The sequence below is a fragment of the Marivita lacus genome, assembly GCF_014637725.1.
GTDB classification, from domain to species: domain Bacteria; phylum Pseudomonadota; class Alphaproteobacteria; order Rhodobacterales; family Rhodobacteraceae; genus Marivita; species Marivita lacus.
In genome coordinates this window covers 54,686-81,626 of record NZ_BMFC01000003.1, presented here as the reverse complement: position 1 = coordinate 81,626, position 26,941 = coordinate 54,686, and the positions used below count along the sequence as shown (strand labels likewise).

The 26,941-nt window shown below is 64.0% G+C and carries 17 protein-coding genes and 1 pseudogene; 16 read left to right on the top strand and 2 right to left on the bottom strand.

What is annotated here, in order from left to right; genetic code table 11:
- Nucleotides 1–5 precede the first annotated feature (5 nt).
- The 16 genes and pseudogenes from IEV82_RS07990 to IEV82_RS23895 all read left to right on the top strand — a co-directional run bounded on the left by IEV82_RS07990 (nucleotide 6) and on the right by IEV82_RS23895 (nucleotide 24,733).
- Nucleotides 6–527: a TRAP transporter small permease gene (locus IEV82_RS07990; RefSeq protein ID WP_188481497.1), complete on the top strand. Its 522-nt coding sequence runs from the start codon at nucleotides 6–8 to the stop codon at nucleotides 525–527.
- Complete coding sequence (locus tag IEV82_RS07985) at nucleotides 527–1,813, top strand: TRAP transporter large permease (RefSeq protein WP_188481496.1); 1,287 nt, start codon at nucleotides 527–529, stop codon at nucleotides 1,811–1,813. The genes IEV82_RS07990 and IEV82_RS07985 overlap by 1 nt, the downstream gene beginning before the upstream one ends.
- On the top strand, nucleotides 1,813–2,499 hold the full coding sequence (locus IEV82_RS07980; RefSeq protein ID WP_188481495.1) for an aspartate/glutamate racemase family protein: 687 nt from the start codon (nucleotides 1,813–1,815) through the stop codon (nucleotides 2,497–2,499). The genes IEV82_RS07985 and IEV82_RS07980 overlap by 1 nt, the downstream gene beginning before the upstream one ends.
- Complete coding sequence (locus IEV82_RS07975) at nucleotides 2,496–4,037, top strand: amidohydrolase family protein (RefSeq protein WP_188481494.1); 1,542 nt, start codon at nucleotides 2,496–2,498, stop codon at nucleotides 4,035–4,037. Before IEV82_RS07980 ends, IEV82_RS07975 begins: the two co-directional genes overlap by 4 nt.
- Nucleotides 4,038–4,146: 109 nt before the next feature.
- Nucleotides 4,147–4,842 (top strand): GntR family transcriptional regulator, encoded by a 696-nt coding sequence (locus tag IEV82_RS07970; protein ID WP_188481493.1) that lies wholly within the window; start codon nucleotides 4,147–4,149, stop codon nucleotides 4,840–4,842.
- 138 nt (nucleotides 4,843–4,980) lie between these two features.
- Nucleotides 4,981–6,036, top strand: a complete 1,056-nt coding sequence (locus IEV82_RS07965; protein WP_188481492.1) for an extracellular solute-binding protein — start codon at nucleotides 4,981–4,983, stop codon at nucleotides 6,034–6,036.
- Nucleotides 6,037–6,039: 3 nt separating this feature from the next.
- Entirely contained in the window at nucleotides 6,040–7,128 is a 1,089-nt protein-coding gene (locus IEV82_RS07960) for an ABC transporter ATP-binding protein (protein ID WP_188481491.1), read from the top strand.
- Nucleotides 7,128–7,955 (top strand): ABC transporter permease, encoded by an 828-nt coding sequence (locus tag IEV82_RS07955; protein WP_188481490.1) that lies wholly within the window; start codon nucleotides 7,128–7,130, stop codon nucleotides 7,953–7,955. Before IEV82_RS07960 ends, IEV82_RS07955 begins: the two co-directional genes overlap by 1 nt.
- Nucleotides 7,952–8,752, top strand: a complete 801-nt coding sequence (locus IEV82_RS07950) for an ABC transporter permease (protein ID WP_188481489.1) — start codon at nucleotides 7,952–7,954, stop codon at nucleotides 8,750–8,752. Before IEV82_RS07955 ends, IEV82_RS07950 begins: the two co-directional genes overlap by 4 nt.
- The gene (locus IEV82_RS07945; RefSeq protein ID WP_188481488.1) at nucleotides 8,749–9,630 is read left to right on the top strand and encodes a polysaccharide deacetylase family protein; all 882 of its coding nucleotides are present in this window, start codon (nucleotides 8,749–8,751) and stop codon (nucleotides 9,628–9,630) included. The genes IEV82_RS07950 and IEV82_RS07945 overlap by 4 nt, the downstream gene beginning before the upstream one ends.
- Nucleotides 9,627–10,961, top strand: a complete 1,335-nt coding sequence (locus tag IEV82_RS07940) for an amidase (RefSeq protein ID WP_188481487.1) — start codon at nucleotides 9,627–9,629, stop codon at nucleotides 10,959–10,961. The genes IEV82_RS07945 and IEV82_RS07940 overlap by 4 nt, the downstream gene beginning before the upstream one ends.
- Nucleotides 10,961–11,698, top strand: a complete 738-nt coding sequence (locus tag IEV82_RS07935) for an aspartate/glutamate racemase family protein (RefSeq protein ID WP_188481486.1) — start codon at nucleotides 10,961–10,963, stop codon at nucleotides 11,696–11,698. Before IEV82_RS07940 ends, IEV82_RS07935 begins: the two co-directional genes overlap by 1 nt.
- Nucleotides 11,699–11,700: 2 nt before the next feature.
- A complete protein-coding gene (locus IEV82_RS07930; RefSeq protein WP_188481485.1) occupies nucleotides 11,701–12,969 on the top strand; it encodes a Zn-dependent hydrolase in 1,269 nt (422 codons plus the stop codon).
- A pseudogene (locus IEV82_RS23570) lies at nucleotides 12,966–13,120 on the top strand (VOC family protein); the annotation flags it as partial. The gene IEV82_RS07930 and the pseudogene IEV82_RS23570, both read left to right, overlap by 4 nt.
- Before the next feature lie 316 nt (nucleotides 13,121–13,436).
- Nucleotides 13,437–15,677, top strand: a complete 2,241-nt coding sequence (locus IEV82_RS07925; RefSeq protein ID WP_188481484.1) for a choice-of-anchor L domain-containing protein — start codon at nucleotides 13,437–13,439, stop codon at nucleotides 15,675–15,677.
- Nucleotides 15,678–16,012: 335 nt separating this feature from the next.
- Entirely contained in the window at nucleotides 16,013–24,733 is an 8,721-nt protein-coding gene (locus tag IEV82_RS23895) for a choice-of-anchor L domain-containing protein (protein WP_188481483.1), read from the top strand.
- Here IEV82_RS23895 and nagA read toward each other — a convergent pair.
- Nucleotides 24,708–25,859, bottom strand: a complete 1,152-nt coding sequence (gene nagA, locus IEV82_RS07915) for an N-acetylglucosamine-6-phosphate deacetylase (RefSeq protein ID WP_188481482.1) — start codon at nucleotides 25,857–25,859, stop codon at nucleotides 24,708–24,710. The two genes, IEV82_RS23895 and nagA, sit on opposite strands and share 26 nt — an antisense overlap.
- On the bottom strand, nucleotides 25,856–26,887 hold the full coding sequence (locus IEV82_RS07910) for an SIS domain-containing protein (protein WP_188481481.1): 1,032 nt from the start codon (nucleotides 26,885–26,887) through the stop codon (nucleotides 25,856–25,858). Before IEV82_RS07910 ends, nagA begins: the two co-directional genes overlap by 4 nt.
- Nucleotides 26,888–26,941: the final 54 nt, after the last annotated feature.

Here is a 26,941-nt window from a genome sequence, read left to right as displayed (position 1 = left end):
GCAAGATGGACCGACTGGAGCACCTGATCGACCTGCTCGACCGCTGGACAACAGCCGTGCTGGACGCGCTTGTGGTTGCCATGTCGGGGCTTCTTCTGATCCTGTTGAACTGGGCGGTCTTCGCCCGGTTCGTTCTGAACGACAGCGTGTCCTGGGGCGAGGAGCTGCCTGCGCATATCCTTGCGGCGCTGACCTTTATCGGCGCGGCTTACCTGACCCGCACCAACGAGCATCTTGGGTTTGATGCTGTTCTGCGGGTGTTTCCCATGGGCGTGAAGCGAGCCGTCACCTGTGTGAACCTGATCCTGATGGGCGCGTTCGGCGCGCTGATGGCGTGGTATGGCGGCATTGCCGCGCTGAGCTTCGGATCGCGGACGCTGATTTCGATCGAACTGCCGATGGTGCTGTTTCGCGGCTCTATGGCCGCGGGCGGCGTGCTCATCACGATTTTCTGCGCGGTGCGCCTTGTGGGCGTCGCGACCGGGCGTATCGCGCCTGATGACCTTCTTCCCGAAAGTGACGCCTGATGTTCCTTGATCCCGGCTGGATGATCCTGATCCTGCTTCTCGTGCTGCTGATCGCAGGGCTGCCCATTGCCTTCGTGCTTGGGATAACCGCCGCCACGATGATCCTGCTCGATCCGGCTGTGGTGCCGCAGATCATCGGGCTGATCCCGTTCGGCGGGGCGAACAACTACCTGCTCGTGGCCGCCTTGCTGTTCATGATCGCCGGGGAAATCATGAACCAGGGCAAGATCGCGGAAAAGCTGATCGCCTTTGCCTCATCGCTCGTGGGCCATATCCGGGGCGGGTTGGCGCATGTCAACATCCTGACATCGCTGTTCTTTTCCGAGATCTCGGGCACGGCGACATCGGACGCGGCCGCCATCGGGTCGGTGATGATCCCGCAGATGCGCAAGCGCGGCTACCCGGCTGCGTTCGCGGCGGCGGTCACATCGACATCAGCCACGATGGCCATCATCGTGCCCCCCTCGCTGAACCTGATCCTCTATGCCTATGTCGCCAATGCCTCGATCGCGGAACTGTTCGCGGCGGGCATCCTGCCGGGCATCATGGTCTGCGCGCTGCTGATGGCTACCGCCTACATCATCTCGGTCAAGCGCGGCTATCCGACCGAGGGTGAGTTCTCGCTCAAGCGGGTTGCCGAAACCGGCAAGGACGCGGCGATCCCGCTGACCCTGCCGATCCTCATTCTTGTCGGCATCCTCGGCGGCATCTTCACCGCGACCGAAGCGGGCGCCATCGCGGCGTTCTGGTCCATCGTGCTGGCGGGGCTTGTCTACCGGACGGTCAAGATGGGCACGCTGATCGACACGCTGCGGGTAGCGGGCAAGCGCTCGGCGATGCTGATGTTCATCGTGGCGACCTCGACCCTGCTGGGCTGGTACCTGACCAACCAGCGCATCCCGCAGGACATCGCGCAGGCCATTCTGGGCATTTCCGACAACTACTGGGTGGTGCTGCTGACGATCAACGTGTTCTTCCTGTTGGCCGGGACGATCATTCACGGCACACCCGCCATCCTGATGCTGGTGCCGATCTTTTTGCCGCTGGCGGACCAGTTGGGCATCGACCGGGTGCATTTCGGGCTGATCCTGACGATCAATCTGGGCATCGGGCAACAGACCCCGCCGGTGGCGTCAGTGGTTCTCATTACCTGCGCCATCGCCAAGATCTCGATTGCCAAGATCATTCCGTCGATGCTCGCGTTCATCGGGGCGATGCTGGTCGCGCTGATCCTCGTCAACCTGTTCCCGGCGATTTCGCTCTGGCTGCCCTCGGTGCTGGTCTGATGCGCCTGCTGGTCGTCAATCCGAACACGTCGCAGGGCATCACAGACCGGATCGCGCAAGCCGCGCAGAGTGCGGCACGTGTGGGTGAGCATGTCACAACCCTTTCGGCGGCGTTTGGCCCGCAACTGATTGTCACGCCCGAGGACGGGGCTGAGGCCACGCGCGGCGTGATCGAGACCATCCGGGCACAGGACCATCTGCCCGACGGGATCGTTCTGGCCTCGTTCGGGGACACCGGGTCACCCGAGGTGCGTGCGCTCTGGCCCGACATTCCGGTGATCGGCATTGCCGAAGCGGCGTTCGAGACCGTGCGCCGTGTCGGTGGCCCCTTTGCCATCGTGACCTTTGCGCCCGAAGTTGCACCACCGCTGCGGGACAAGGCCTTCGAGCATGGTGTTGGCGATCACCTGATGCGGGTTGCCGCCTATCCCGAACCGCTGCTGGGCGATCCGGCCCATGTAGCCGACGACCGCTTCGCGTCTCTGCTCGACCTGTGCCACGCCTGCGTCACGGACGGGGCGGCCTGCATCGTCATGGGGGGTGGCCCGCTGGCGGGCCTTGCCGCGCGGATCGCGCCGCTCTGCCCGGTCCCGATCATCGACGGCACAGTTGAAGCGGTTGGGCAAATCCGGGCGCGCATCCTGCACAGCGGACCCGCGCGGCAGGTCGGGGGAGGCAAGTCATGAGCACGCAGATCATCACCGCGAAATGGATCGTCACCGGCACGTCGCGGGATGGCGATATCCAGATGCTGGACGATGCCGCCATCGCCTTTGACGACGGTGTGATCCTGGCCGTGGGTCCACGGGCGCAGGTGATCACCGCCTATCCCGATGCCAAGGTGACGCCTCATCCGCTTCACCTGATCATGCCGGGGCTGATCAACGCGCATCACCATGTCGGGCTGACGCCGCTGCAACTGGGCGCACCGGATTCGCCGCTGGAACTGTGGTTCGCCGCGCGGCTGGCCATCCGCAAGGTCGATCCCTATCTCGACACGCTTTATTCGGCGTTCGAGATGATCTCCTCCGGAGTGACGACCGTCCAGCACATCCAGGGCTGGGCCATGGGCGATCTGGAGGCCGTGGTCGGTTCGGCCAGTTCCGTGATGGACGCCTATGCCGATATCGGGATGCGCGCGTCCTACTCCTACGGCGTGCGCGAGCAGAACCGCTTTGTCTACGAGGACGATGCCGCCTTCTGTGACCGGCTGCCGCCCGAAACCGCCAAGAAGATGGCCGCGCATCTGCACCGTCTGACCATGCCGTTCAACGATTTCCTGACCTTGTTCGACAGGCTTACCGACACGAAAACATCGCCGCGTGCGCGGGTGCAACTGGCCCCGGCGAACCTGCACTGGATGAGTGATGACGGGTTGCTGGCGCTGCAGGAGAAATCCGTGGCGGCGGGTGTGCCGATGCACATGCACCTGCTCGAAACCGCCTACCAGAAGGAATACGCGGCCCGGCGCACCGGGACGACAGCGGTGCGGCATCTGGAAAAGCTGGGGCTGCTCGGTCCGCACATGACACTTGGGCACGGCGTCTGGATGACCGAGGAAGACATCGAGATCTGCGCGGGAACCGGCACCTGCATCTGTCACAACTGCTCGTCCAACCTGCGGCTGCGGTCGGGAACCCTGCCGCTGATGCCCCTGCTTGACCGTGGCATGACCGTCGGCATGGGGATCGACGAGGCCGGGATCAACGATGACCGGGACATGCTGCAGGAACTGCGCATGGTGCTGAACCTGCACCGGGTGCCGGGGATGGATCCGGCAGAGGTGCCGTCGGCAGGGGATGTGCTGCGCATGGCGACCGAACATGGCGCGCGCACCACACCCTTTGGCCCCCGGATCGGACGCCTGGACCCCGGTTGCCGCATGGATGCGGTGGTCCTGGATTACGACAGCGCGACCTACCCCTACCAGGACACCGACATCGCGCCGATGGTGGCGTTGATCCACCGGGCGAAGTCCAAGGATGTGCACAGCGTCCTCATCGAAGGTGACGTCGTCTATCACGATGGCCGCTTCACGCGGGTGGATCGCGACGCCGTTCTGGCCCGGATCGCCGAGGCGCTGGCCAAACCGCGCGACGCCGATGAACTGAACCGTCATGCGCTGCGCGAGGCGGTGTTTCCGACAGTGCGGGCGTTCTACGACGGCTACCTCCAAACCACCGCAGACCGGGATCCGTTCTACAAGGGATCGTCGCGTCACTGAGGCGCGGCCCCGATCTGCGGCATGACGGCGGCGATTGACCTTCCTGCGCGATGGCGGCATGACCGGGGGCATCCTTGCCTCAACCCCAGTCCTCCGGCGGTCACCTTTCATGCAGACTCCCTCGGAAACCTCCAAGGCCACAGCGGAACGGATCGCCGCGATCCTGCGCGACCGGATCGTCAAAGGCGAGTTTGCGCCGCTGGACCGGCTGGTCGAGCGCCGCCTCTCGGCAGAGCTTGACGTGTCGCGGACCCCGGTGCGCGAAGCGTTGAAACTGCTCGAGGCGGACGGACTTGTCGAGATCACGCTGCATCGCGGTGCGCTGGTGTCCATGTTCGGCCCGGAAGAGGCGGTGCATCTTTTCGATGTCATCTCCAGCCTCGAAAGCCTCGCGGCGCAGCGGCTTGCCGAAACGATCACGACGGATGGCCTGCACCGTCTGGAGGAACTGCACGGAACCATGCTGGACCAGTTCCGATCGGACCGAATCAGCGACTATTTCGACACCAACACCCTGATCCACGATTTCATCGTCACCGGAAGCGGCAATCCGATCGTCATCGAGACCCATCGCCGCCTGATCGCGCGGGCGCGGCGCGGGCGATTCATGGCGATCATGAACCGCGACCGGCTCGAACAAGCGGTCGGAGAACACGAGACCCTGATGCAGGCGTTTCGGTCGCGCGACCCCGATAAGGCGGCGGAGATCTGGAAGATTCACCTGCGTCACACCGGCGAGACTTTGGCCGAGGTTCTCAGCCGTCAGAGCGACCCGAGCGGTGCCGGTTTCGATCCAGCCCATTAATTCCCTCCTCCCTGCCCAACCGCCTAAACTTGAGGCAGAACCATGCGTGAACCTGCCTCAAGCCCAACAAAATCAGGACTTTTCCGAAATGGCATGCCATTTTTGGGACAGTGAAAATCCTGCTGGGGGAAGTGAACGATGAAGAGAATGACCAAGGGCATGTTGTCCCGCCGATCCGTTCTGAAAGGCTCGGCCTATGCGGCGCTGGGAACGCTTGCGACACCGGCGATCCTGCGCGCACAAAGTACCGAACTTGTCATCGGTTGCGCCGGGTCGCACACCGCGTGGATGGAAGCGGTCGTCATCCCGCACATGAAAACGGCCATCGGGGCCGACATCCTGTTCGAAGGCACCAAGTCGTCGGTGAACCTCGAGAAGATGTCGTCGAACAAGGACGCGCCTTACCTGTCGGTGGTCCAGATGGACGATCCGGTGATGATCCAGGCGGTCGAGGCCGATCTGCTGACTCCGATCACCGCCGATGCGGTGCCCAACATGACCGATCTGCGACCCGATGCCATTCACATGGACGGGATGTGGTGCAACTACGTTCAGCCCTGGGCGGGCGTGGCCTACAACACCGAATTCGCGCCGGATGGCGTGCCGTCCTGGAGCAGTTTGTGGATGCCCGAGGCCAAGGGCCAGATCATCATTCCGTCGCTCCAGAACACCGAAGGCATGTGGACGCTGTTCATGGCCGCCATGCTCGGGTCGGGCAAGCCCTTCTCGGAGGCGCAATACGAGATCGACGCGGCCTTCGCCAAGCTGGAAGAGCTCAAGCCGAACCTTCTGTCGGTCTACACGACGATGAGCCAGGCCTTCAACCTGCTGGAACAGGGTGAAATCACCATGCTCGCGGGCAGTTTCTCGTCCTACGCGCTGCCGCGCAAGGCCGAGGGAGCGCCGATCGATCTGGCTGCACCCTCCGAGGGAATTTTTGCAATGCCTTCAGGCATTTGTCTTGTCAAGGGCGGCCCGAACCCGGAACTGGCGGAGGCCTATGTCAACGAGATGCTTGGCCCAGATCTTCAATCGGCAATCGCGGACTTCTCGGCTTCGGTTCCGGCCAACACAACCGTGACCGCGGGCGCGATCATTCCCGATGGTGTGCCGATCTATTCGCCGGACTGGGCTTTCGTCGCAGAAAACCGACGCGACTGGATCGAACGGTTCGACAAGCTGATGGCCCTCTGATCCATGCAAAGCTCCGCAGGGACGGAGCCGGACAAACGCGCCTATCTCGACGTTGTCGGAGTGGGCAAGGCGTTCAAGGGAACCACCGTGATGTCCGATATGGACTTCCGCGTGGCGAGAGGAGAACTCGTGTCTCTTCTCGGCCCGTCCGGCTGCGGCAAGACCACATTGCTGCGCATCATTGCAGGACTGACCTCGGCTGACGCGGGGGACATCCTGCTGGACGGACGCGCCATCACGCGGGTGCCCGCGCATCGCCGCAACATCTCGGTCGTTTTCCAGAGCTACGCGCTGTTCCCGCACCTGACGGTGGCCGAGAACGTGGCGTTCGGCCTGCGGGCGCGCCACGTTCCCAAAGGCGACATCGCCCCGAAGGTCAGCGAGGCACTGCAACTGGTGCGGATGAGCGACTTTGCCGATCGCCCGGTGGCCGCGCTGTCCGGCGGTCAGCAACAGCGCGTGGCGGTTGCCCGTGTGCTGGTGGTCGATCCGGTGCTGCTGCTGCTTGACGAACCGTTTTCCGCGCTGGATCGCAAGCTGCGCGAGACCATGCAGGTGGAGTTGAAATCGCTATTGCGCGACCGGAACATGACCGCGATTTTCGTCACGCATGATCAGGAAGAAGCCATGGGCGTGTCGGATCGCATCGCGGTGATGAATGCGGGCCGAATCGAACAATTCGCAACACCGTCAGAGCTTTACGCCCGTCCGCAATCGGCCTTCGTGATGGATTTCGTTGGCCTGTCGACGCGGATGCGCGGCCGCGTCAAACAGGTCGAGGGCGACGTGATGCAGATCGACACGGCCAGCGGAATGGTGCGCGCACCCGGCGCGCTTGGCATCGGCACGGATGTGACCATCGGCATCCGCCCCGAACTGATCCAGCAGGGTGCGGGTGAGAACACCATCACAGTCACGCTGGCCGACGCGATGGTTCTGGGCGCGAAAACCCAGTTGCACGGCGTCAGCCATGCCGCCGAGGACCGGCTGCTCTGCGAAGTGCCGGGCATCCAGACCGGCATGGACCGGGGGCAGGATGTGAGTTTCGGCTGGTCGGTCAAGGACACGCTGGTCTACGAGGCGGCGCACTGATGCGGCGGCTCGACCATATCGGGCTGCTGGCGCTGCCGGGCCTGTCATTCCTTGCCGTGATCTTCGCGCTGCCGCTGCTTTTGCTGTTGCTCAAGTCGTTCCAGATCGACGGGCAGTTTTCGCTTGAGGAATACCGCCTGTTTTTCAGCGACGAATACAACATGTCGGTGCTCTGGCGCACCTTGCGGGTGGCCGCGCTGACCACCCTGCTTGCCCTGGTCATCGCCTATCCGACCGCCATCGCCATGTCGCGCGCCAACGGAATATGGCTGTCGATCTTTCTTGTCGCCATGGTGCTGCCGATGTCGGTCGGCGTCGTGGTCAAGGCCTTTGCCTGGTCGATCATCTTTCGCACCCGCGGCGTGCTGAACGATCTGCTGATGTCTCTGGGGATCACCGAGGCGCCGATCCGCATGCTGTTCACGGAGACCGCGCTGATCATCGGGGCGGCGAACGTGTTTTTGCCCTTCATGGTGCTGCCGATCTACGCGGTGCTGCGCCAGATGGACAGCCGTCTGCCCGAAGCCGCCGCGTCGCTGGGCGCAACCCCGGTCTTTCGCTTCGTCAACGTCACCCTGCCCCTGAGCCTGCCGGGCGTCGTGGCCGGATGTGCCTTTGTATTTTCTCTGGCGGTGTCGATGTATGTCATCCCGTCGCTAATCGTGGGTGAACGGCAACAGACCCTGTCGATGCTGACCGCGCGATCCTTCCTTTTCCTGCGCAACGAGGCCTTGGGTGCCACCATTTCGTCCATCCTGCTGATCATCGCGGTCTCGGTCGTGCTGGGGTCAAGCTGGCTGGCCAACCGGCTAGGAGCACGGTCATGACCGGCACGGACAGGCTGGGCCTTGCCATCAGCTGGACCATCGCGATCTGCTGCGTGGTGTTCCTGATGCTGCCCATCGTGGTAACGGTCGCGGCGTCCTTCACCTCGTCCTCGGTCTACACGCTGCCGCCGCCCGAATGGTCGCTGCGCTGGTACCGCTCGCTCGATCGCCGGTCGGGGCTGTGGGAAGCGGTGATGCTGTCGCTGAACCTCGCGCTGATCTCCACTGCCATTTCACTGGTGCTCGGCACGCTGGCCGCCGTCGCGGTCGCGCGGGGCCGGTTTCAGGGGCGCGAAGCAATTGCCACCTTCACCGTGTCGCCGCTGATGATGCCGGGGCTTGTCGTGGGTGTGGCGCTGTTGCAGTTCTTCCGCGAGATCGGATTGCGCGACGCCTATTGGTCGCTGCTTCTGGGCCATATCGTGATCACCCTGCCCTTTGTGATGCGCACCCTGCTGGCGTCGATGTCGAGCTTCGATTTCTCGCTGGTGGATGCGGCACGCACGCTCGGGCTGTCTTATCCCAAGGCGATCCTCAAGGTGCTGATCCCCAATCTGGCTCCCGCCTATCTGACCGGCGGGCTGTTTGCCTTTCTTGCGTCAATGGACAATTATCCGATCTCGATCTTCCTGACCGATGCCCGCAACAAGACATTGCCGATCAAGATGCTGCAATATCTCGAGGAACAGCCAGACCCGTCACTTGCGGCCATCTCCTCGGGGTTGATCCTGATGGCGGTCATCGTACTGGTGATCGGGTCGCGCACCGTGGGCCTCAACCGGATGATCCAGGGATGAGCCGCGATCTGAAGGGATATTTCGGCGCAGAGCCCGCGCCCTGCTGGCCCAACGAGGCCCGTCTGGCGGTGTCCTTTGTGGTCAATGTCGAGGAAGGCGCGGAACTGTCCATCGGGGACGGGGACGAACGCAACGAGGCACGCTACGAGGCGGTCGAAGAGGTCAAGGGCGCGCCGGATCCCTGCATGGAAAGCCATTTCGGCTATGGCCCGCGACAAGGCTACAGGCGCATCGTCGAGGCATTCGAACGGTACGGCGTCACGGCGACGTTCTCCACCTGCGGACGCGCTGCCGAACGCACGCCCTGGCTGATCCGCGATGCTGTAGAACGCGGGCACGAGGTGGCGTGTCACGGCTGGCGCTGGGAAACCCATGCCGGATGGGACGCCGGGCGCGAACGCGCCGTGATCGCCCGCACCCATGCCGCCCTGACCGAGATCGCAGGCATCGCCCCCGTCGGCTGGCACACGAGGTCGGCCACGTCGCCACACACCCGCGCGCTCTTGATCGAACATGGCGGCTTTGCCTATGACAGCAACGCCTATGACGACGACATTCCCTACATGGAAGGTGATCACGTGGTGCTGCCCTATGCCTTCGACACCAATGACATGCGCTTTTCCCCCGGTGGCGGATTCGTGCAGGCGCGCGATTTCTCGGATTACGTGATCGCCGGGTTCGACCGGCTCTATGCCGAGGGCGCTACGACGGCGCGGATGATGTCCATCGGCCTGCACCTGCGCATCATCGGCCGACCGGCGCGCATCGGGGGTCTGGAAACGGTGCTGGCGCATATCGCGGCGACACCCGGAGTCTGGATCGCACCGCGCCGGGACATCGCCCGGCATTGGGCCATGCAACAGGCAGGCACGGCATGAGCGCACTTGACCTGAGCGCCCGTGATCTGGCTGCCGCCGTACGCCGTGGCGATGTCACACCCGCCGCTATTGCCGCAGAAACGCTGGCGCGTGCTGCCGACCGCAATCCAGCGATCAACGCGATCTGTTTCCTCAACCCCGGCTTCGAGGCCGAGGCCGACCACGTGGCGCAGCGTCTTGGCGCGGGCGAAGACCTGCCTCTCGCCGGGGTGCCGGTGCTGATCAAGGACAATATCTGGGTCAAAGGCCTGCGGATCTCTCAGGGCTCGCGGCTTTTTGCCGATCACATCGCCCCGGAAGACGCCGAAGCGGTGCGCCGCCTGCGCGCGGCCGGGGCGATGGTTCTGGGCATCGCGACCTGTGCCGAGTTCGCCTGCAAGGGTGCCACCAACTCGCCCTATCCCGGGATCACCCGCAACCCGGTCAATCCCCTGCTGGGGCCGGGCGGATCATCCGGCGGATCGGTCGCGGCCGTGGCGGCCGGTATCGTGCCGCTTGCGCTTGGCACAGATGCAGGCGGATCGAGCCGCAGGCCACCGGCGCATACCGGGCTCTGCGGCATGAAGCCGACCTATGACCTGATCCCCTACGGTCCCAGCTTTGTCGAACCCGTCTGGGGCATCTCGGTGATCTGCCCGATTGCGCGGGACATGGGCGACATCGCCTTGGCGATGGAGGTTCTGGCCGGAGTGCGTGCGGAGGTGCCATCCACCCTCACGCTTGCGGCAAGTCCCGATTTCGGCACGGGGCAAGTGGTCGAACCGGACGTGGCCGACAACTTCGCCGACGTGATGCAGGTCTTGGCCAAGGCAGGGATCGACGTTCAGACCGCCGCGATTGACTGGGGCGGGATCAAGGGGCACGACATCCTGCCGCTGCAATTCGCGGGGGTGGCGCAGGCCTATGGCGATGCGTGGCGCGCCACGCCCGAGATCTTCGATCCGATGATCGCAAAACAGATCGAGACGGGGCTGGCGCTGACCGGGGTGGAGGTTGCCGCTGCCCACCAGATCTCCCACCGAATGCGCGTTGTCCTGCGGGACGCGCTGGACCGTCACGGGATCATCGCGACCCCGACAACTCCCTGCCCCGCATGGCTCGCAGAACTGTCCGCGCCGGAAACCATCGCCGGTCTGCCCGCAGGACCGCGCGACCATGCCGCCTTCACGCCGCAGGTCAACCATGCCGGGGTGCCCGCGCTGTCCCTGCCCTGTGGCACGGACCGGACCGGGCTTCCGCTCGGCCTGCAACTGATCGCGGGCGCGGGATGTGACGGGGCGCTGATCGGTGCCGCGCAACTGCTCGAACCGCTTCTCAAGGACATCGCGTGATGCGGTTGTTGATGATCAACCCGAACATGACAGAAGCCATGACAAGGCCGATGGCGCGGGTGGCGCAGGGCATCGCGGGCGACACGGCAGAGATCATCGCACTGACGGCCGCGCAGGGGTTTCCCTATATCTCGTCGCGCGCAGAGGCGCAGATCGCCGGGGCGCATGTGCTGGACGTGATTGCGCACCACCATGACAGTGTCGACGCGGTCATCATCGCGGCCTTCGGCGATCCTGGACTGATGGCGGCGCGTGAATTGTTCGACCTGCCCGTGGTCGGCATGGCCGAGGCGGCGATCCTGACCGCTGCCATGCTGGGCGACCGCTTTTCCATCGTCACCTTCTCGCCGCACATGGCGCGGTGGTACGGCGATTGCGTGCGCCAGACCGGGCTTGAGGCGCGGTTCACCGGGGTGCGCTGCCCCAAAACCGCACCCGTATCGGTCGACACGGTTGCAACCGACCTGCGGGCAGACCTGATCGGCCTTGTCGAAGAGGCCACGGCAAGGGACGGCGCCGATGTGGTGATCCTTGGCGGCGCACCGCTGACCGGCGTGGCAAGCGATATCGCGTCCGAGGTGCAGGGACTGTTGGTCGACCCCATCGCAGCGGCAACGGCACAAGCCATTGGCCTTGTCCGGCTTGCCCCGACCTATGGCCGCCGCGTCGCGCGTCCAGTGGCAAAACCATCGACAGGCCTGTCCCCTGCCCTTGCCCGTGTCATCGCGGGAGGCTGAGCATGCGCCCCGACCTTGCAACCCCGCTGGCACGTGCCGAGCGGCTCTTTGCCGAACTGGCCGACCTGAGCGCGGATGCGCCCGGTGTGACGCGCGCGAGCTTTGGCCCGGTCGAGGATGCCGCCCATGCGATGATCACGCGCGAGGCCGTGGCTCTGGGGCTGGACACGCGCACCGACGCCGTCGGCAATCTGTATGTCACGCTGACGGGACAGGACCGCGATGCGCCGGTGCTGATGACCGGCTCGCATCTGGACAGCGTGCCGCACGGCGGCAATTTCGACGGTGCCGCGGGGGTGATCGGCGGGCTGGTGCTGCTGGAGCATTTGCTGGACGGGCCACAGCCACCCTGCGACGTGACGCTGATGGCGATCCGCGCCGAAGAGATGATCTGGTTCCCCGAGCATTACCTTGGCAGCCGGGCCGCGTTCGGGGTGTTGCCCGCCGACGCCCCTGATCGGCTGCGGCGCAGCGACACCGGGCGCACACTGGCCGATCACATGACCGAAGCGCGGCGCGATCCGCAGGCGATCCGCGACAGCCGCGCGCAGCTTGATCCCAACCGGATCGGCGCCTTTGTCGAGATGCATATCGAACAGGGGCCGGTTCTGATCGAGGCGGGGTGCCCGGTCGGCATCGTGACCGCGATCCGGGGCAATATCCGGCACCGGTTCTGCCGCATCGAGGGCGAGACCACCCATGCGGGCGGTGTACCACGCCAAAGCCGCCGCGATGCCGTGCTGGCAGGCGTCGAACTGGCCCACGCGATGGAGACCTATTGGGTGGAGGCCGAAGCCAAGGGCGAGGACATGGTCCTGACCTTGGGCGAATTCACCACCGATGCCCGGCTCCACGGCATCACCAAGGTGCCGGGCCTGCTGAGCTTCACGCTGGATGTGCGCAGCCAGGACGACACCGTTCTGGCCCTGTTCGAACATTGGCTGCAGAAACAGGCGCGGGACATCGCAGAGCGGCGGGATGTCCGGATCGATCTTGGACCCTATACCCAGGCCGCCGCGGCCCCGATGGATGCGCGGCTGCGGCGGGGCCTTGTCGCGGCGGCGCATGCCTGTGGCATCGACAGTTTTGAGTTGCCTTCGGGCGGCGGGCATGATTGCGCCACCTTCGCAGGTCAGGGCGTGCCCTCTGCGATGGTGTTCATCCGCAACGAGAACGGCAGCCACAACCCCGCCGAAGCGATGGATCTCGCCGATTTCGGGCAGGCCTGCGCGGTGCTCTGCGCTTGGGCAGGTGCGTATCTGAAGCTCTGAGGCGCGCCGCGCTGGCCGCCGGAGGGTCCGATGAATCGGCACCGGGTTTTCGTGCCGCCTATGGGCCGCGCTTCTATGTCGGCGACCTGCGCGACCCACGGGGCACAAGATCGATTTGTTCTCAGGTGATCCGGACGAACCCGGACGGGACGTACCATGCGGCCCTGCACGAGTCGGTCAGGCCGACGCAGGTTGTGCCTTCGACCAAGACGACGGGAATTCACGCAAGGGGCCATCGGCGTGCGTCTGCGCGCAAAAGATAGTCCGGGCTGATCCTTCCTAAACCGGACCTGCTGCCAACCGTTTTCCATCGTGCACGAGCAGGGATCAAACGGGAGGGCGCGATGTCACAGGCAAATTCAGACCTCAGCCCGAACGGCACCTGCACGGGGCCCGTCCCATCCGTGCCCCTGCCCGTCTGATCCCCGGATCACCGTCAGTTAACCAGTGCCAGGAGCGCGTAAGCCATGCCAATCGCCACAGAACTCGATATCGTCCAGACAAGTGATGCGAGCCTTGTCGCAGAAACGATCTTTGGGCCCGGCATCACGATTGTTTCTTCGACCCTGACAGGCTCTGCGGGTCAGACCGGCATCTACTCGAACGGAGAGACGACATCTCCCGGCGTGGCACCAAGCGAGTCGGGGGTTATCCTTTCGACCGGCAATGTTGCGGATTTCACCAATTCCGATGGCACCACCAACACGAATACGCAGGGCGCAACCGGCACAGGCTACAGCACCCCCGGCGACGCCCAGCTCACCGCAATCGCCGGGGTTGAAACATTCGATTCCGTCGTCTTCGAGGCCGTGTTCATCCCGGACAACGACTTCCTGACAATGCAATTCGTCTTCTCGTCCGAAGAATACCTCGAGTTCGTCAACGATGGCTTCAACGACGTGATTGGCGTCTGGGTCAACGGAACCCTTGTCGAGTTGACGCCTACCGGCGACACGGTGTCGATCGACACCGTCAACACGACCGTCAATTCGAACCTCTATGTCGACAACCCAGACACCCAAGACCTCTACAACACCGAGATGGACGGGTTCACCATCACCATGGCCTTCAAGGCCCCGGTGATCGCAGGGGTGGAAAATTCCATCAAGATCGGCCTCGCCGATGGCGGCGACGCGGACTACGATTCCAACTTCCTGATCGCGGCGAACAGCCTTCAGACCGTTGCCATCGCCTTTTCAGACGAGATCGAACTGACCCCGAACAGCCCGGCGATCCTTGACGTGCTGGCCAATGACGCGGATTCCTCGGGTCTTGGCTTGACGGTCACCAAGATCAACAACGTCGATGTCGTGCCGGGTGACACGATCGCCTTCGGAACGGGCGAAGAAATCACGCTGAACGCCGATGGCACCCTGACGGTGCTGACCGATGGCGACCTGACCGCATCGACCTTCACCTACGAAGTGACCGACGGGCTTGGCATCACCGATGTGGGCTATGTCACCGTAACGACGGCTGCTGTACCCGATCCGGACGGCATCGTGGATGGCACGACCGGCAATGATCTGATTGACACTGCCTATCTCGGCGATCCCCAGGGAGACCGCGTCGACAACAATGATGCGCTGGGGGTGCAGGGCACGACCGGTGACGGAGATGTCATCAATGGCTTTCAGGGCAACGATACCATCCGTGCCGGGGCTGGAGACGATATCGTGGATGGTGGGGCCGACAACGATGTGATCGACGGCGGAGCCGGCAACGACACGCTCATCGGTGGCGATGGCGATGACACATTCATCTATGCGCCCGGCGACGACCTCGACACGATCCGCGATTTCAATGTCGGAAACACCGGAACCCTGAGCGATGGCGACATCACCAACAACGACCGGATCGACCTGTCGGCCTTCTACGACGACATCTGGGAGCTGACGGCGGATTACCGCGATGACGGCATCCTGAACCAGTCTAACGATGGCGTGGGTGGTGCCGATTATTCCGACAATGCCAGCTTTGGCAGCGGCGGGCTGGTGGTCGTCGGCGCGACCGGGACCAAGGCGTCCTTCACCGTCGAGAATACCGGCGTCGTCTGTTTCGCCTCGGGCACGCGCATCCTGACGGAGACTGGCGACCGCAGGATCGACACGCTGCGCGCCGGGGACAGGATCGTCACGCGCGACAACGGGGTGCAGACCCTACGGTGGATCGGGCGGCGGCATCTGGACAGGGTCGCGCTGGCGCAAAACCGGAAGCTGCGGCCGATCCTGCTGTCGGCTGACCTCACCGGTGGCGACGCGCCCCTGACCGTGTCGCCGCAGCATGGCGTTCTGTTTCAAGTCGATGGCGAGGAACGGCTTGTGCGCGCTGTGCACCTTGCCGGTCTCGAGGGCGGGACGGCCCGCATCATGCAGGGGTGCCGACAGGTCACCTACCTGCACCTGATGTTCGACGATCATCAGATCCTCTTCGCCAATGGCGCGCCGTCCGAGAGTTTCTTTCCCGGACATCTTGCGCTGGCCGCCCTCCACCAGGAAGCGAGAGACGAGATTTTCACGCTCTTCCCGGACCTCAGGCACGTGCAGGCCGGCCGCGCCTATGGCGAACCCGTGCGAGGCTTTGCGGGACGACAGGACTTGCCTGCGCATCTCAAGGGCCTCAGCACCCGCGCCGGGCGCACAGTTCTCCCCAGTCGTTTGGCCAGAGGCCTGCCCGCACCGCAATTGTCGCTGGCTGCGGTACAATGAACCTTATTCTGGCTGTTGTTTCCAGCGGACACGGGCAAATGCCACAGCTTCGCCCCAGTCGCTCAGGAATAAGGCCGCAATTTCTGGATACGCACGGGATCTGGGGTGGTTGCGTGCGTGACTGACCCGGACGGAAGGCTCGCCCGGGTTTGGGCGCGTTCAAGAGTTGCCGCGGTACCAGGAGCGTTCACATGGTTCGGCCCACATTTTGCAAAAGCACCGGCAAACTGCCGCAGCCGCAGCTTTCCCTGCGTTTGCGACCGCACCTGCCCCACCTCCGTGGCCTCCCCTTCACGACTCCCGACCTGACCCTTTGCGCAGGAAGCAAGTAAATCATGCCCACAGCAACCGAACTCGCCGTCACGCAGACCACCGACGCAACACTCCTTGCGAATACGATCTTCGGCGATGGCGTCACCATCGTTTCGTCCACCCTGACGGGGGCAGTCGGCCAGAGCGGGACCTATTCCGGCGGAGAAACCACATCGCCCGGCACGGTGCCCGGCGATTCCGGGATCATCTTCTCGACCGGCAACGTAGCGGACTACACGAATTCCGACGGCACGACGAACACCAATACCGCGCCGGGGACAAGCACAGACCACAGCGGCGCAGGAGATGCCGACCTGACAGCGCTGTCGGGAAATACCACGTTCGACGCGGTGGTCTTCGAGACCGTCTTCATTCCCGACAACGCCTTCCTGACGATGCAGTTCACCTTCTCCTCCGAGGAATACCTCGAATTCGTGAACGGCGGTGTGAACGATGCAGTGGGCGTGTGGGTGAACGGCGTCTTCACGCCGCTGACCCCGACAGGCGACACTGTGTCGATCGACACGGTCAACACGACGGTCAATTCGAACCTCTACGTCGACAACCCCGCAGCCACCGACCCTTTCAACACCGAGATGGACGGGTTCACCGTGACCCTGTCGTTCAAGGCACCGGTAAATGTCGGTGTCGAGAACACCATCAAGATCGCCCTTGCCGATGGTGGTGACGGTGCATTCGATTCCAACCTGCTGATCGCGGCGGACAGTGCGCAGACGGTCGCGCTCGCCTTTTCGGACGAGATCGAGCTCGCCCCGAACAGTTCTGCAGTCATCGACGTGCTGGCCAATGATTTCGACGCGGCGGGTCTTGGCCTCACGGTCACCAAGATCAACGGAACCGATGTTGTTGTCGGGAACGTCGTAACGCTGGGCACGGGCGAACAGGTGACGCTCAACCCGGACGGCACGCTGACCGTTCTGTCTGACGCCGACATCATGTCCTCGGCCTTCACATACGAGGTCACTGACGCCAATGGTGTCACCGATGTGGGCTATGTCACGATCAACACCGTCGCGTCGCCCAGCCCGGATGGCTTTGTGGACGGATCGGCCGGGGGAGACCTGATCGACGCCAGCTATACCGGCGATCCGAACGGTGACCTCGTTGACAACAATGACGCGCTTGGTGTCCAGGGCACCTTCGGCGATGGCGATGTCATCCGCGGCTTTGGCGGCAACGACACGATTCTGGCAGGTGCTGGCAATGACATCGTCGACGGCGGAGATGGCAACGACATCGTCTGGGGCGGCGACGGCGATGACAGCATCTTGGGCGGAACCGGCACCGACACGCTGAGCGGCAACGCAGGCACCGACACCATCGACGGTGGCGACGGCGCGGACAGCATTCACGGCGGCCAGGGAGGCGACAGCATCGCGGGCGGCGGCGACGCCGACTTCATCCTGGGCGACGGTCAATGGTATACGCCGTCGGATTTCGCGTCGGTCACGAATGGTACGGCCACCAATCTCACGATCATCAACAGCGCCGATGGCCCGATCGAGCTGTGGTGGATCGACGGCAGTGGCATTCACCAATTCTATGCCACGATCCAGCCGGGCGAAACTTATGTCCAATTCACCTTCGAAGATCACAACTGGCTCCTGCGCGACACGGACGGCTATTTCCTCGAACTGATCGAAGGTGCCGCAAACCAGACGGTGAATTATGGCGCAGAAGGGCTGGCCGACAGCATCGAGGGCGGCGATCGTTCAGACACGATCTACGGTCAGTTCGGCCACGATACCATCGATGGCGGGAACAGCGCCGACCTGATCTATGGCGGAACCGGGAACGACAGCATCTTTGGCGGCTCTGCCGCCGATACGATCTATGGCGGGGATGGCAACGACACCATCGACACAGGTCTCGGGCCGGACCTGGCCTATGGCGAGGCCGGCGACGACCTGCTGATCGACGGCACCACGGGGCCCGAGGCAGCCACGCTTTATGGCGGTGACGGCAATGACACGATCCAGTCCGGGACCGGCAATGCCTTCGCCGAGTACTTCGGCGATGCGGGCGACGACCGGTTCGAGGATCGCGGCGGCACCAACCAGACCTTCAGCGGCGGCGCGGACCGCGACACCTATGTCGTTCTGAACGGCATCGGCAACGATACCGTCATCGGCGGCGAAACCGTCACCACCGGCACGGACTTCGACACCATCGACCTGAGCGCGCTCGCGACCGGCGTCACCGTCACCTATACCGGCGACGAGGCCGGGACGATCACGGACGGCACCAATGCGCTCACTTTCTCCGAGATCGAGCAGATCATCCTGACCAATCAGGCCGACACGGTGGATGCCTCCGCCTCGACCGTCGGAGTCACGCTGACCGGTCTCGATGGCGACGATTCCATTATCGGCAGTTCCGGCGCAGATGAACTATCTGGCGACATCGGCGACGACACGATCAGCGGCGGCGCAGGCAATGACAGTCTGTTCGGAAATGGCGGCGCCGACAGCCTGTCGGGCGACGACGGCGACGACCGGATCTGGGGAGGCGGCGGGACCGACACGCTGAGTGGCGGGGCCGGGAATGACACCCTTCTTGGCGAGATGGGCAACGACACGATCACCGGTGGCGAGGGCGATGACAGTCTGGTCGGCGGCGAGGATTCCGATACATTCCTTCTGGCAAACGCTTTCGGCAACGACACGATCAGCGGTGGCGACACCATCACCACCGGCACGGATTTCGACACGATCGACCTGAGTGCGGTCACAACATCTGTGACGGTCAATTTCTCGGGTGGCGAGGCAGGCACCATCGACGATGACGCCAGCACGGACGTCATCTCCTTCTCCGAGATCGAGCGTCTGATCCTCACCGATCAGGCCGATATCGTGAACGGTGGCGGCGGCAACGAGGTGATCGAAGCGGGTGGCGGCGATGACACGGTGTCAACCGGAACCGGTGATGACAGCATCCTCGGCGGTGCGGGCAATGACAACCTGACCGGCGGCGACGGCAACGACACGGTGGATGGCGGCGCGGGTGACGACTATGTCGCCGCTTTCACCGGCAACGACCTGCTGCTCGGCGGCGATGGCAACGACGAGATTTTCTCGCTCGGGGGTGGCACCGACACGCTGGATGGTGGGGCCGATGCGGACCTGATCTCGGTCATGACGATGAGTGACGCCATCGTCACCGGTGGCGAGACGATGACCACCGGCAGCGATGCGGACACGCTGAACGCGAGCACCGGGGTCGACGTGATCTTGACCACGACCGGAGGAGAATCCGGCACGATCACCGACGGCACGAGTACAATCACCTATTCGGAGATCGAAGCGGTCCGGCTGGGTTCGGGGAACGACACTGTTGAGGCTGGCACTGAAACCGCCGCGCTTGACATCGACGCAGGTGCCGGGGATGACCTCTTCAGCGCAGGATCGACCTCGGGTGACAACATCTTCGACGGTCAGGGTGGCAATGACACGATCTTTGGCGGCAGCGGCAACGAAACGCTGAGTGGCGGTTCCGGCAACGACTCGATCTCGGGCGGTGCGGGTGACGACAACATCAGCGGTGGCGGCGACGCCGACACGCTCTTGGGTGGCCTCGGAAACGACACCATCGACGGCGTGCAAGGCGACGACCTGATCTTTGGCGGTGACGGCGACGACCTGATCCTTGGCGGTGACGGCGCGGACACCATGACCGGTGGCGCGGGAGCGGACGTCATGGTCGGCGGCGGGGATGCCGACACGTTCCTGCTTGCGGACGGGTTCGGCAATGACACGATCGGTGGTGGCGACACCGCGACCACCGGCGCGAATTACGACACGATCAACCTGAACGGGCTGAGCAATCCGGTCAGCGTCGTCTTCACCGGCGCGGGTGCGGGCACGATCACTGACAGCGTGACCGGCGACACGATCAGCTTCTCGGGGATCGAACAGCTGATCCTGACCGAGGGCAACGACACCGTCGATGCGACGCTGGACAATGGCTCCACCTATATCCAGACGCGGGGCGGCGACGATTTCATCCAAGGCAGCCCCGGCAACGACATCTACGACGACGAGATATTCGGTCCCGATGGTCAGGGCAACGACACCTTCATCGGCGGCGACGGCAATGACGAGCTGTGGGGCGGGACCGGAAATGACAGCCTCGTCGGCGGGCTTGGTGCGGATTCCATCGACGGCCAGTCCGGTGATGACATCATCGACGGTGGCGCGGGCAATGACAGTCTGCAAGGCGGCGTCGGCAATGACAGTATTCTTGGTGGCGACGGCGATGACCTGATCGATGATCGGCAGCCCTTCGGCACGCTGGTGAACGATGCCGACACGGTCACCGGCAGCATCGGGTTCGACGCGTTTCTTTTTAACGGCGATCCGGGCACCTCGGCCACGATCATTCTCGATGACGGCTCGGGCACGGCCAATGATGGCGACATCGAACTCGACCTGGTCACCGTCACCTCGACCGGCGACGGAGCGAACCTGACGCTTCAGGGTTTCACCTACGGGACCGACAATGTCTTCCTGTCCGAACAATGGGCAAGCCTGAGCACGACCCAGATCGCGTCGGGTCACCACCAGGTCACGGTCACCTATGACAATGGCAACAGCCAGACCTTCGACATCCTCCACGACAACGGCACCGCCTTTGATCCGGCGCAGGTGTTCTACACCTATGCGGGCAACGACACCCTGATCGGTGACGCGGGCAACGACACGATCAACGGCGCGTTCGGGAATGACAGCATCACGGGCGGCACCGGCAACGATCTGGTCAATGCGGGAGCGGGTGACGACACGATCGGGCTGGGCGACAACCACGGCGCGGACACGATCGCGGGTGGCGAGGATGCGGATGGCACTGACCGCGACGTGCTCGACATCTACGAGAACGGCACCGGCCAGGGCGCGACCGTTCTCTATACCGGCAACGAGGCTGGTACGGTAGAGTTCGACGGCACGCCGGGGGTGGTCTCCACCTTCTCCGAAATCGAGGTCATGGACGGCACCAATCAAGCCGACAGCATTGACGCCAGCATCACCACCGACGGTGTTGAAGTCTACTCCAACTGGGGTGACGACACGGTCATCGGCGGCAGCGGTGCCGACACGATCTATGGCGGGCTTGGCGCAGACAGCCTTACGGGTGGTGGCGGAGCCGACCTTATCGACGGCCAGGAGGGCAACGACACAATCGTGGGTGGGCTGGGCAATGACACGCTGATCGGCGGGGATGGTCAGAACTATCTCGATGGTGGCGCGGGCGATGACAGCCTTGTCGGCAAAGCAACGGGTATCGGCAGCTTCACCCAGATGGAGGGCGGCGCGGGCGCGGATACGATTGACGGCAGTGCAGGCGACTGGGATATCGCGAGCTACTTCACGTCGGTCGACGGGGTGACGGTCGACCTGTCCGATGGATTGATCGAAAGTGGCGGCGACGCGCAGGGGGACCTTCTGATCGGGATCGAGCAGATCGACGGATCAAACGTCGCGAACGACACGATCATCGCCGACGACAGCGGCCTGCTCATCAAAGGCTGGGGTGGCGATGACAGTCTTGTCGGCGGTGCAGGCAACGACACGCTCGAGGGGGGGGATGGCAACGACACCGTCGCAGGCGGCGATGGAGGCGATACGATCCTTCTCGGCAGCGGGAATGACAGCGCGACCGGCGAGGCCGGGAATGACACCATTGCCGGTGGCGACGGTAATGACACGCTCGCGGGCGGCTCTGGCAACGACACGCTCAGCGGCGGCACCGGGGACGACTCACTGTTCGGCGGCACCTTTGCCGACACCCTGGACGGCGGAGACGGGGACGATACGCTGGATGGCGGTCTTGGCGCAGACATTCTTACAGGTGGCGCGGATGCCGATACCTTCGTTCTGACGGATGGATACGGCAATGACACGATCACCGGCGGCGAGACGATCAGCACCGGGACCGATTTCGACACCATCGACCTGAGCGCAGTCACCACGGACACAACCGTCGCCCTGTCCGCAACCGAGGCGGGAACGATCACCGATGGCACTTCGACCGCAAGTTTCTCCGAGATCGAGGCCGTTACATTGGGTGGCGGGCGCGATACGCTTGTGCTGGGGACGGGCTCGGGTAGCCTGACGCTCACCAGTTTCGACCTGACCGACAGCGGAGACGGCTCCACCCGTGACCAGCTTGATGTCTCGGGCCTGACAAGCGACGGCTTCACGCCGGTGCATGCGGGCGACGTGGTGGTCACCGACACCAATGGCGACGGAAGCGGCGACGCGATCCTGACCTTCCCGGGCGGAGAAAGCCTCACGCTTGTGGGTGTCTCGGCGGCGTCCGTGTCGGATATCGACACGCTGGTGGCGATGGGCATACCGGATGCGCGCGATTTCATCGTCGAAGGCACGGCAGGCGCGGACCTGATCGACACCGGCTATATCGGCGATCCCGAGGGCGACCGGGTCGATGCGCTGGACAATGGCGCAGGCACCAATGACGATGTCATAGATGCAGGGACAGGCAACGACACGGTTCTCGCGGGGCTGGGGGAAGACCTTGTCTATGGATGGACCGGCGATGACAGCCTGTCGGGCGATGACGACAACGACACGCTTTTTGGCCAGGATGGCAACGACACGCTGATCGGCGGTGCCGGGGACGATTCCCTTGACGGCGATGATGGGCTGGCCGGAATGGACTCCATTTCCGGCGGTGCAGGCAATGACACGATCATCGGCGACGGTGGCAACGACACGCTTCTGGGCGGTGCCGATGACGACATGATCTTTGCCGGAGCGGATGATGACAGTGTCGAGGGCGGCACGGGCAACGACCAGATCTTTGGCGAAGGTGGCAACGATTTCCTTGATGGCGGTGCTGGCGGCGATACGATCCTTGGTGGCGACGGCAACGACACGATCATCGGCTTTGAAGGCAATGACAGCGTCGAGGGCGGCGCGGGTGACGATGTCATCAACACCCGCACCTCGCCCGGCACCGGGATGCCTGACGAAGGCTACGGAACGGTGGGCGATCCGCTCTACTATCCGGGTGACACGGCCCCCCTCAACGACCGTGATACGGTCGATGGCGGGCTTGGAAATGACAGCATCCTGACCGGGGATGACAACGACATCATTTTCGGTGGCGAAGGCAACGACACGGTGGATGCCGGGTTCGACGATGACTTGGTGTCCGGTGGCGCGGGGACGGATTTCCTCGAAGGCAACGAGGGCAACGACACCATCGACGCCGGAGATGACGACGACATCATCTATGGCGACGTGGCGCCGACGAACCCGGATTACCCATTCTTTGCTCCCTACGATCTGCCCAATGACGGCACTGACCTTGCCCCGGACAACAACGCCGACAGCCTGACGGGCGGAGCGGGCAACGACTCGATCTACGGTCAGGACGACAACGACACGCTTGAAGGTGGTCTGGGCAATGACCTGCTCGATGGTGGCAATGACAACGACTACCTTGATGGCGCTGAGGGTGCGGACACGCTGATTGGCGGCGCGGGCAACGACACGCTGCTGGGTGGCAACGATGCCTCTGCCGATTCACTTGACGGCGGCGCGGGCAATGACGAGCTGAGCGCTGGCGACGGCAACGACACGCTGATTGGCGGGGACGGGAACGACTCGCTCTTTGGCGGCGGCGACAATGACCTGCTGGAGGGCGGGACGGGCGACGACACGCTGGACGGCTGGGCGGGCAATGACACGCTCACCGGCGGGCTGGGCAATGACCAGCTGACCGGCAGCGACGGCACAGATACGTTTGTCTATGTGGCAGGTGACGGCGTCGACACGATCACCGATTTCAACTTCGGCAATACCGGAACGCTGAACGACGCGGATATCACCAACAACGACCGGCTCGACCTGTCGGCCTTCTACGATGATATCTGGGAACTGACCGCCGACTTCAACGATGACGGCATCCTGAACCAGTCGAACGACGGTTTGGGCGGTGCCGATTATTCCGACAATGCCAGCTTTGGCAGCGGTGGTCTGGTGATCCTCGGGGCGACGGGCAACAAGACCTCTTTCACGGTCGAAAACACGGGCGTGGTCTGTTTCGCCTCGGGCACCCGCATCCTGACCACCGATGGCGACCGCCGGATCGACATGCTGCAGGCCGGAGACCGGATCGTGACCCGCGACAATGGCGTGCAAACCCTGCGCTGGATCGGGCAACGCCAGCTGGATGCGGCCGATCTGGCTAGAACACCCAGGCTGCGGCCAATCCAGCTGTCACCGGCGCTGACCGGGGGCGATGCGCCCCTGATCGTGTCGCCGCAGCACGGGGTTCTGTTCACCCTTGATGGCGAGGAAACGCTGGTGCGGGCGACCCATCTGGCCCGGATGCAGGGGGGTGCTGCGCGGGTGATGCACGGCTGCCGCAGTGTGACCTATTTCCACCTGTTGTTCGAAGATCACCAGATCGTCTTTGCCAATGGCGCCCCGTCCGAAAGCTTCTTTCCCGGTGCCTTCGCCATGGCCGCCCTGCACTCGGAAGTGCGCAGCGAGATCTTCGCGCTTTTCCCGGATTTGCGCATGCAGGATGCCAAGACGGCCTATGGTCGGCAGGCCCGTGACATTGCGCGTCTGGGGCGGCTGCCGGATCATCTGAAGGCGCTCAAGGCGCGGCCGCATCAGCGGATCGTGGCAAGCTCGGGGATCGTTGCGCAGGCAAGGACAGCGCAAACAGTCAGTCTGCACAGAGCCGCATCGTGACGGCGTGGCCCGCATCGGCGGGCGGCAGGTAATTCACCCAACGGGTAGACGCATCCAGCCGCCCGACCCCGCCGGTGTCGCGCAAGAGAGCGGCGGGGGTCGAGGTCGCGCGGGCAATCGCCTTTTCGACGGGATCTCCCACCTGCCCCGTCATGACCGCCAGCGCCGTGGCCATGTCGAGATCCGCGCCAGCCAGCGTGCCATCCGACAGGGTCAGCCGCCCGTCCTTGCGGAACACCTCGCGCCCACTGAGGACAAAGCGGTCGATGGCTGACCCTGCGGGGGCCATCGCGTCGGTGACCAGAAACACGCGGTCGGATCGCGGCTTGGCTGCCAGAGCAATCGCCATGCTGGCGGGATGCACATGCACGGCGTCAGCGATCAGCCCGGCATAGACGTCTTCACGCTCCAGCGTTGCACCGACAAGCCCCGGTTCGCGGCTGCCAAGCTGGCTCATCGCGTTGAACAGATGCGTGACGCAGCGCACCCCCGCGTCGAACGCCGCGTGGCAGGTGGCGCGATCTGCATCGCTGTGGCCCAGCGACAGGATCACCCCGGCTTCGGCCAAGCGCTCTATCTGGTCAAGCGTCACGATTTCTGGGGCAATGGTGACCATCAGGTTGGGCAGACGCTCGGCTGCCGCGATCAACAGTGCCAGATCATCGTCAGCCATGGGCCGGATCAGCGTGCCGTCATGCGCACCCTTGCGGGCCAGTGACAGGTGCGGTCCTTCAAGGTGGAGGCCGACGATCCCCCGCACGCCTTCGGCGATCGCATCGGCCACCGCGTCGATGGCAGCGCGGGTCTTGGCGGGAGTGTCTGTGATCAACGTCGGCAAGAGCGCCGCGGTGCCCAGACCCTCATGCGCCGAGGCGATCACGCGCAGCGTGGCAACAGTGGGGTCGTCGTTGAACAACACCCCGCCCCCGCCATTGACCTGCAGATCGACAAAGCCGGGGGTGATGACCCCCCCTTGCAATGTCACAACCTCGCACTCCTGCGGCAGCTCGTGATCCGGCACGATGCGACAGCCATGGGTCTTGGACAGCAGCAGCGTGTGATCGGTATGGAGCGCATGGCCATCGTGGATTTGCGCGCCAGTATAGGCCTTAATGCGGGATGTCATCGGGTTTCCGTCACTTTGCTGAGGTGGCGCGGCGCGTCCGGGTCGATCCCGCGTGCCGTGGCGACCTGTTCCACCATCGCGTAGAAACTGACGATGAGCGCGATCGGATCGGTCAGCGGATGGGCAGTGCGTTCGGTGGGCAGCGATGTGGCATGGTGGAGCCGTGTCGTGGTGCCGAACACGGTCGCGCCCTTCTGGGTAATCTCGTCCGCCACGACAGCAAGCGCGGTTTCGGCCTCGTCGGCAGCGGCAAAGGCGATCACCGGAAAGCCAGGGTCCACGATCGAAACCGGGCCATGCAGCACCTCTGCCGAGGAATAGGACTCGGCGTGGATCTGGCAGGTTTCCTTGAACTTGAGCGCCGCCTCGTTCGAGATCGCATAGGCCGGACCCCGCCCAAGGCAGTAGATCGAATTGCGGTTCGTCAAGGCCGCCTGCACGGCGGTCCAATCCATGTCGATGGCCGACTGTAGTCGGCGCGGCAGATCGTGGATCGCGGCACGCAGGTCGGCGTCATCGGCCCATTCGGCCAGCAGCCAGACCCCCGCCGCCGCCGAGTTGACGAAAGTCTTGGTCGCCGCGACGCTCAGTTCGGGTCCGGCATGCAGGTTCAGCGTGTGATCCGCCACGTCGGCCAAGGGGCTGTTCGGATCGTTGGTCATCGCAACCGTCAAGGCTCCACCCTGCCGCGCCATGCCGGTCATATCGACGATGTCGGGGCTTTGACCGGATTGCGAAACCGACAGGCAGACGCTGCCCGACAGGCGCAACTGGCGCTGGTAGATCGACGCGATGGACGGCCCGACAGAGGCGATGGGCGTGCCGGTCAGAAGTTCGGCCACGTATTTCAGATAGGTGGCCACGTGATCGGACGACCCCCGCGCGACACTGACAAAGAAGGCGGGATCGCGGTCACGGATCGCGCTTGCAGCGCGCCGGATGTCATCGCCGCCCCGGTCCAGCAACCGCTGCACCGCTGACGGGATCTCCAGCACTTCGCGCCGCATCTGGGTTTCGACAGGAGACATGGTGACGACCTTGCGCGTGTTTGCGGGAGTGGCTTTGGGACCGTACCGCTGGCG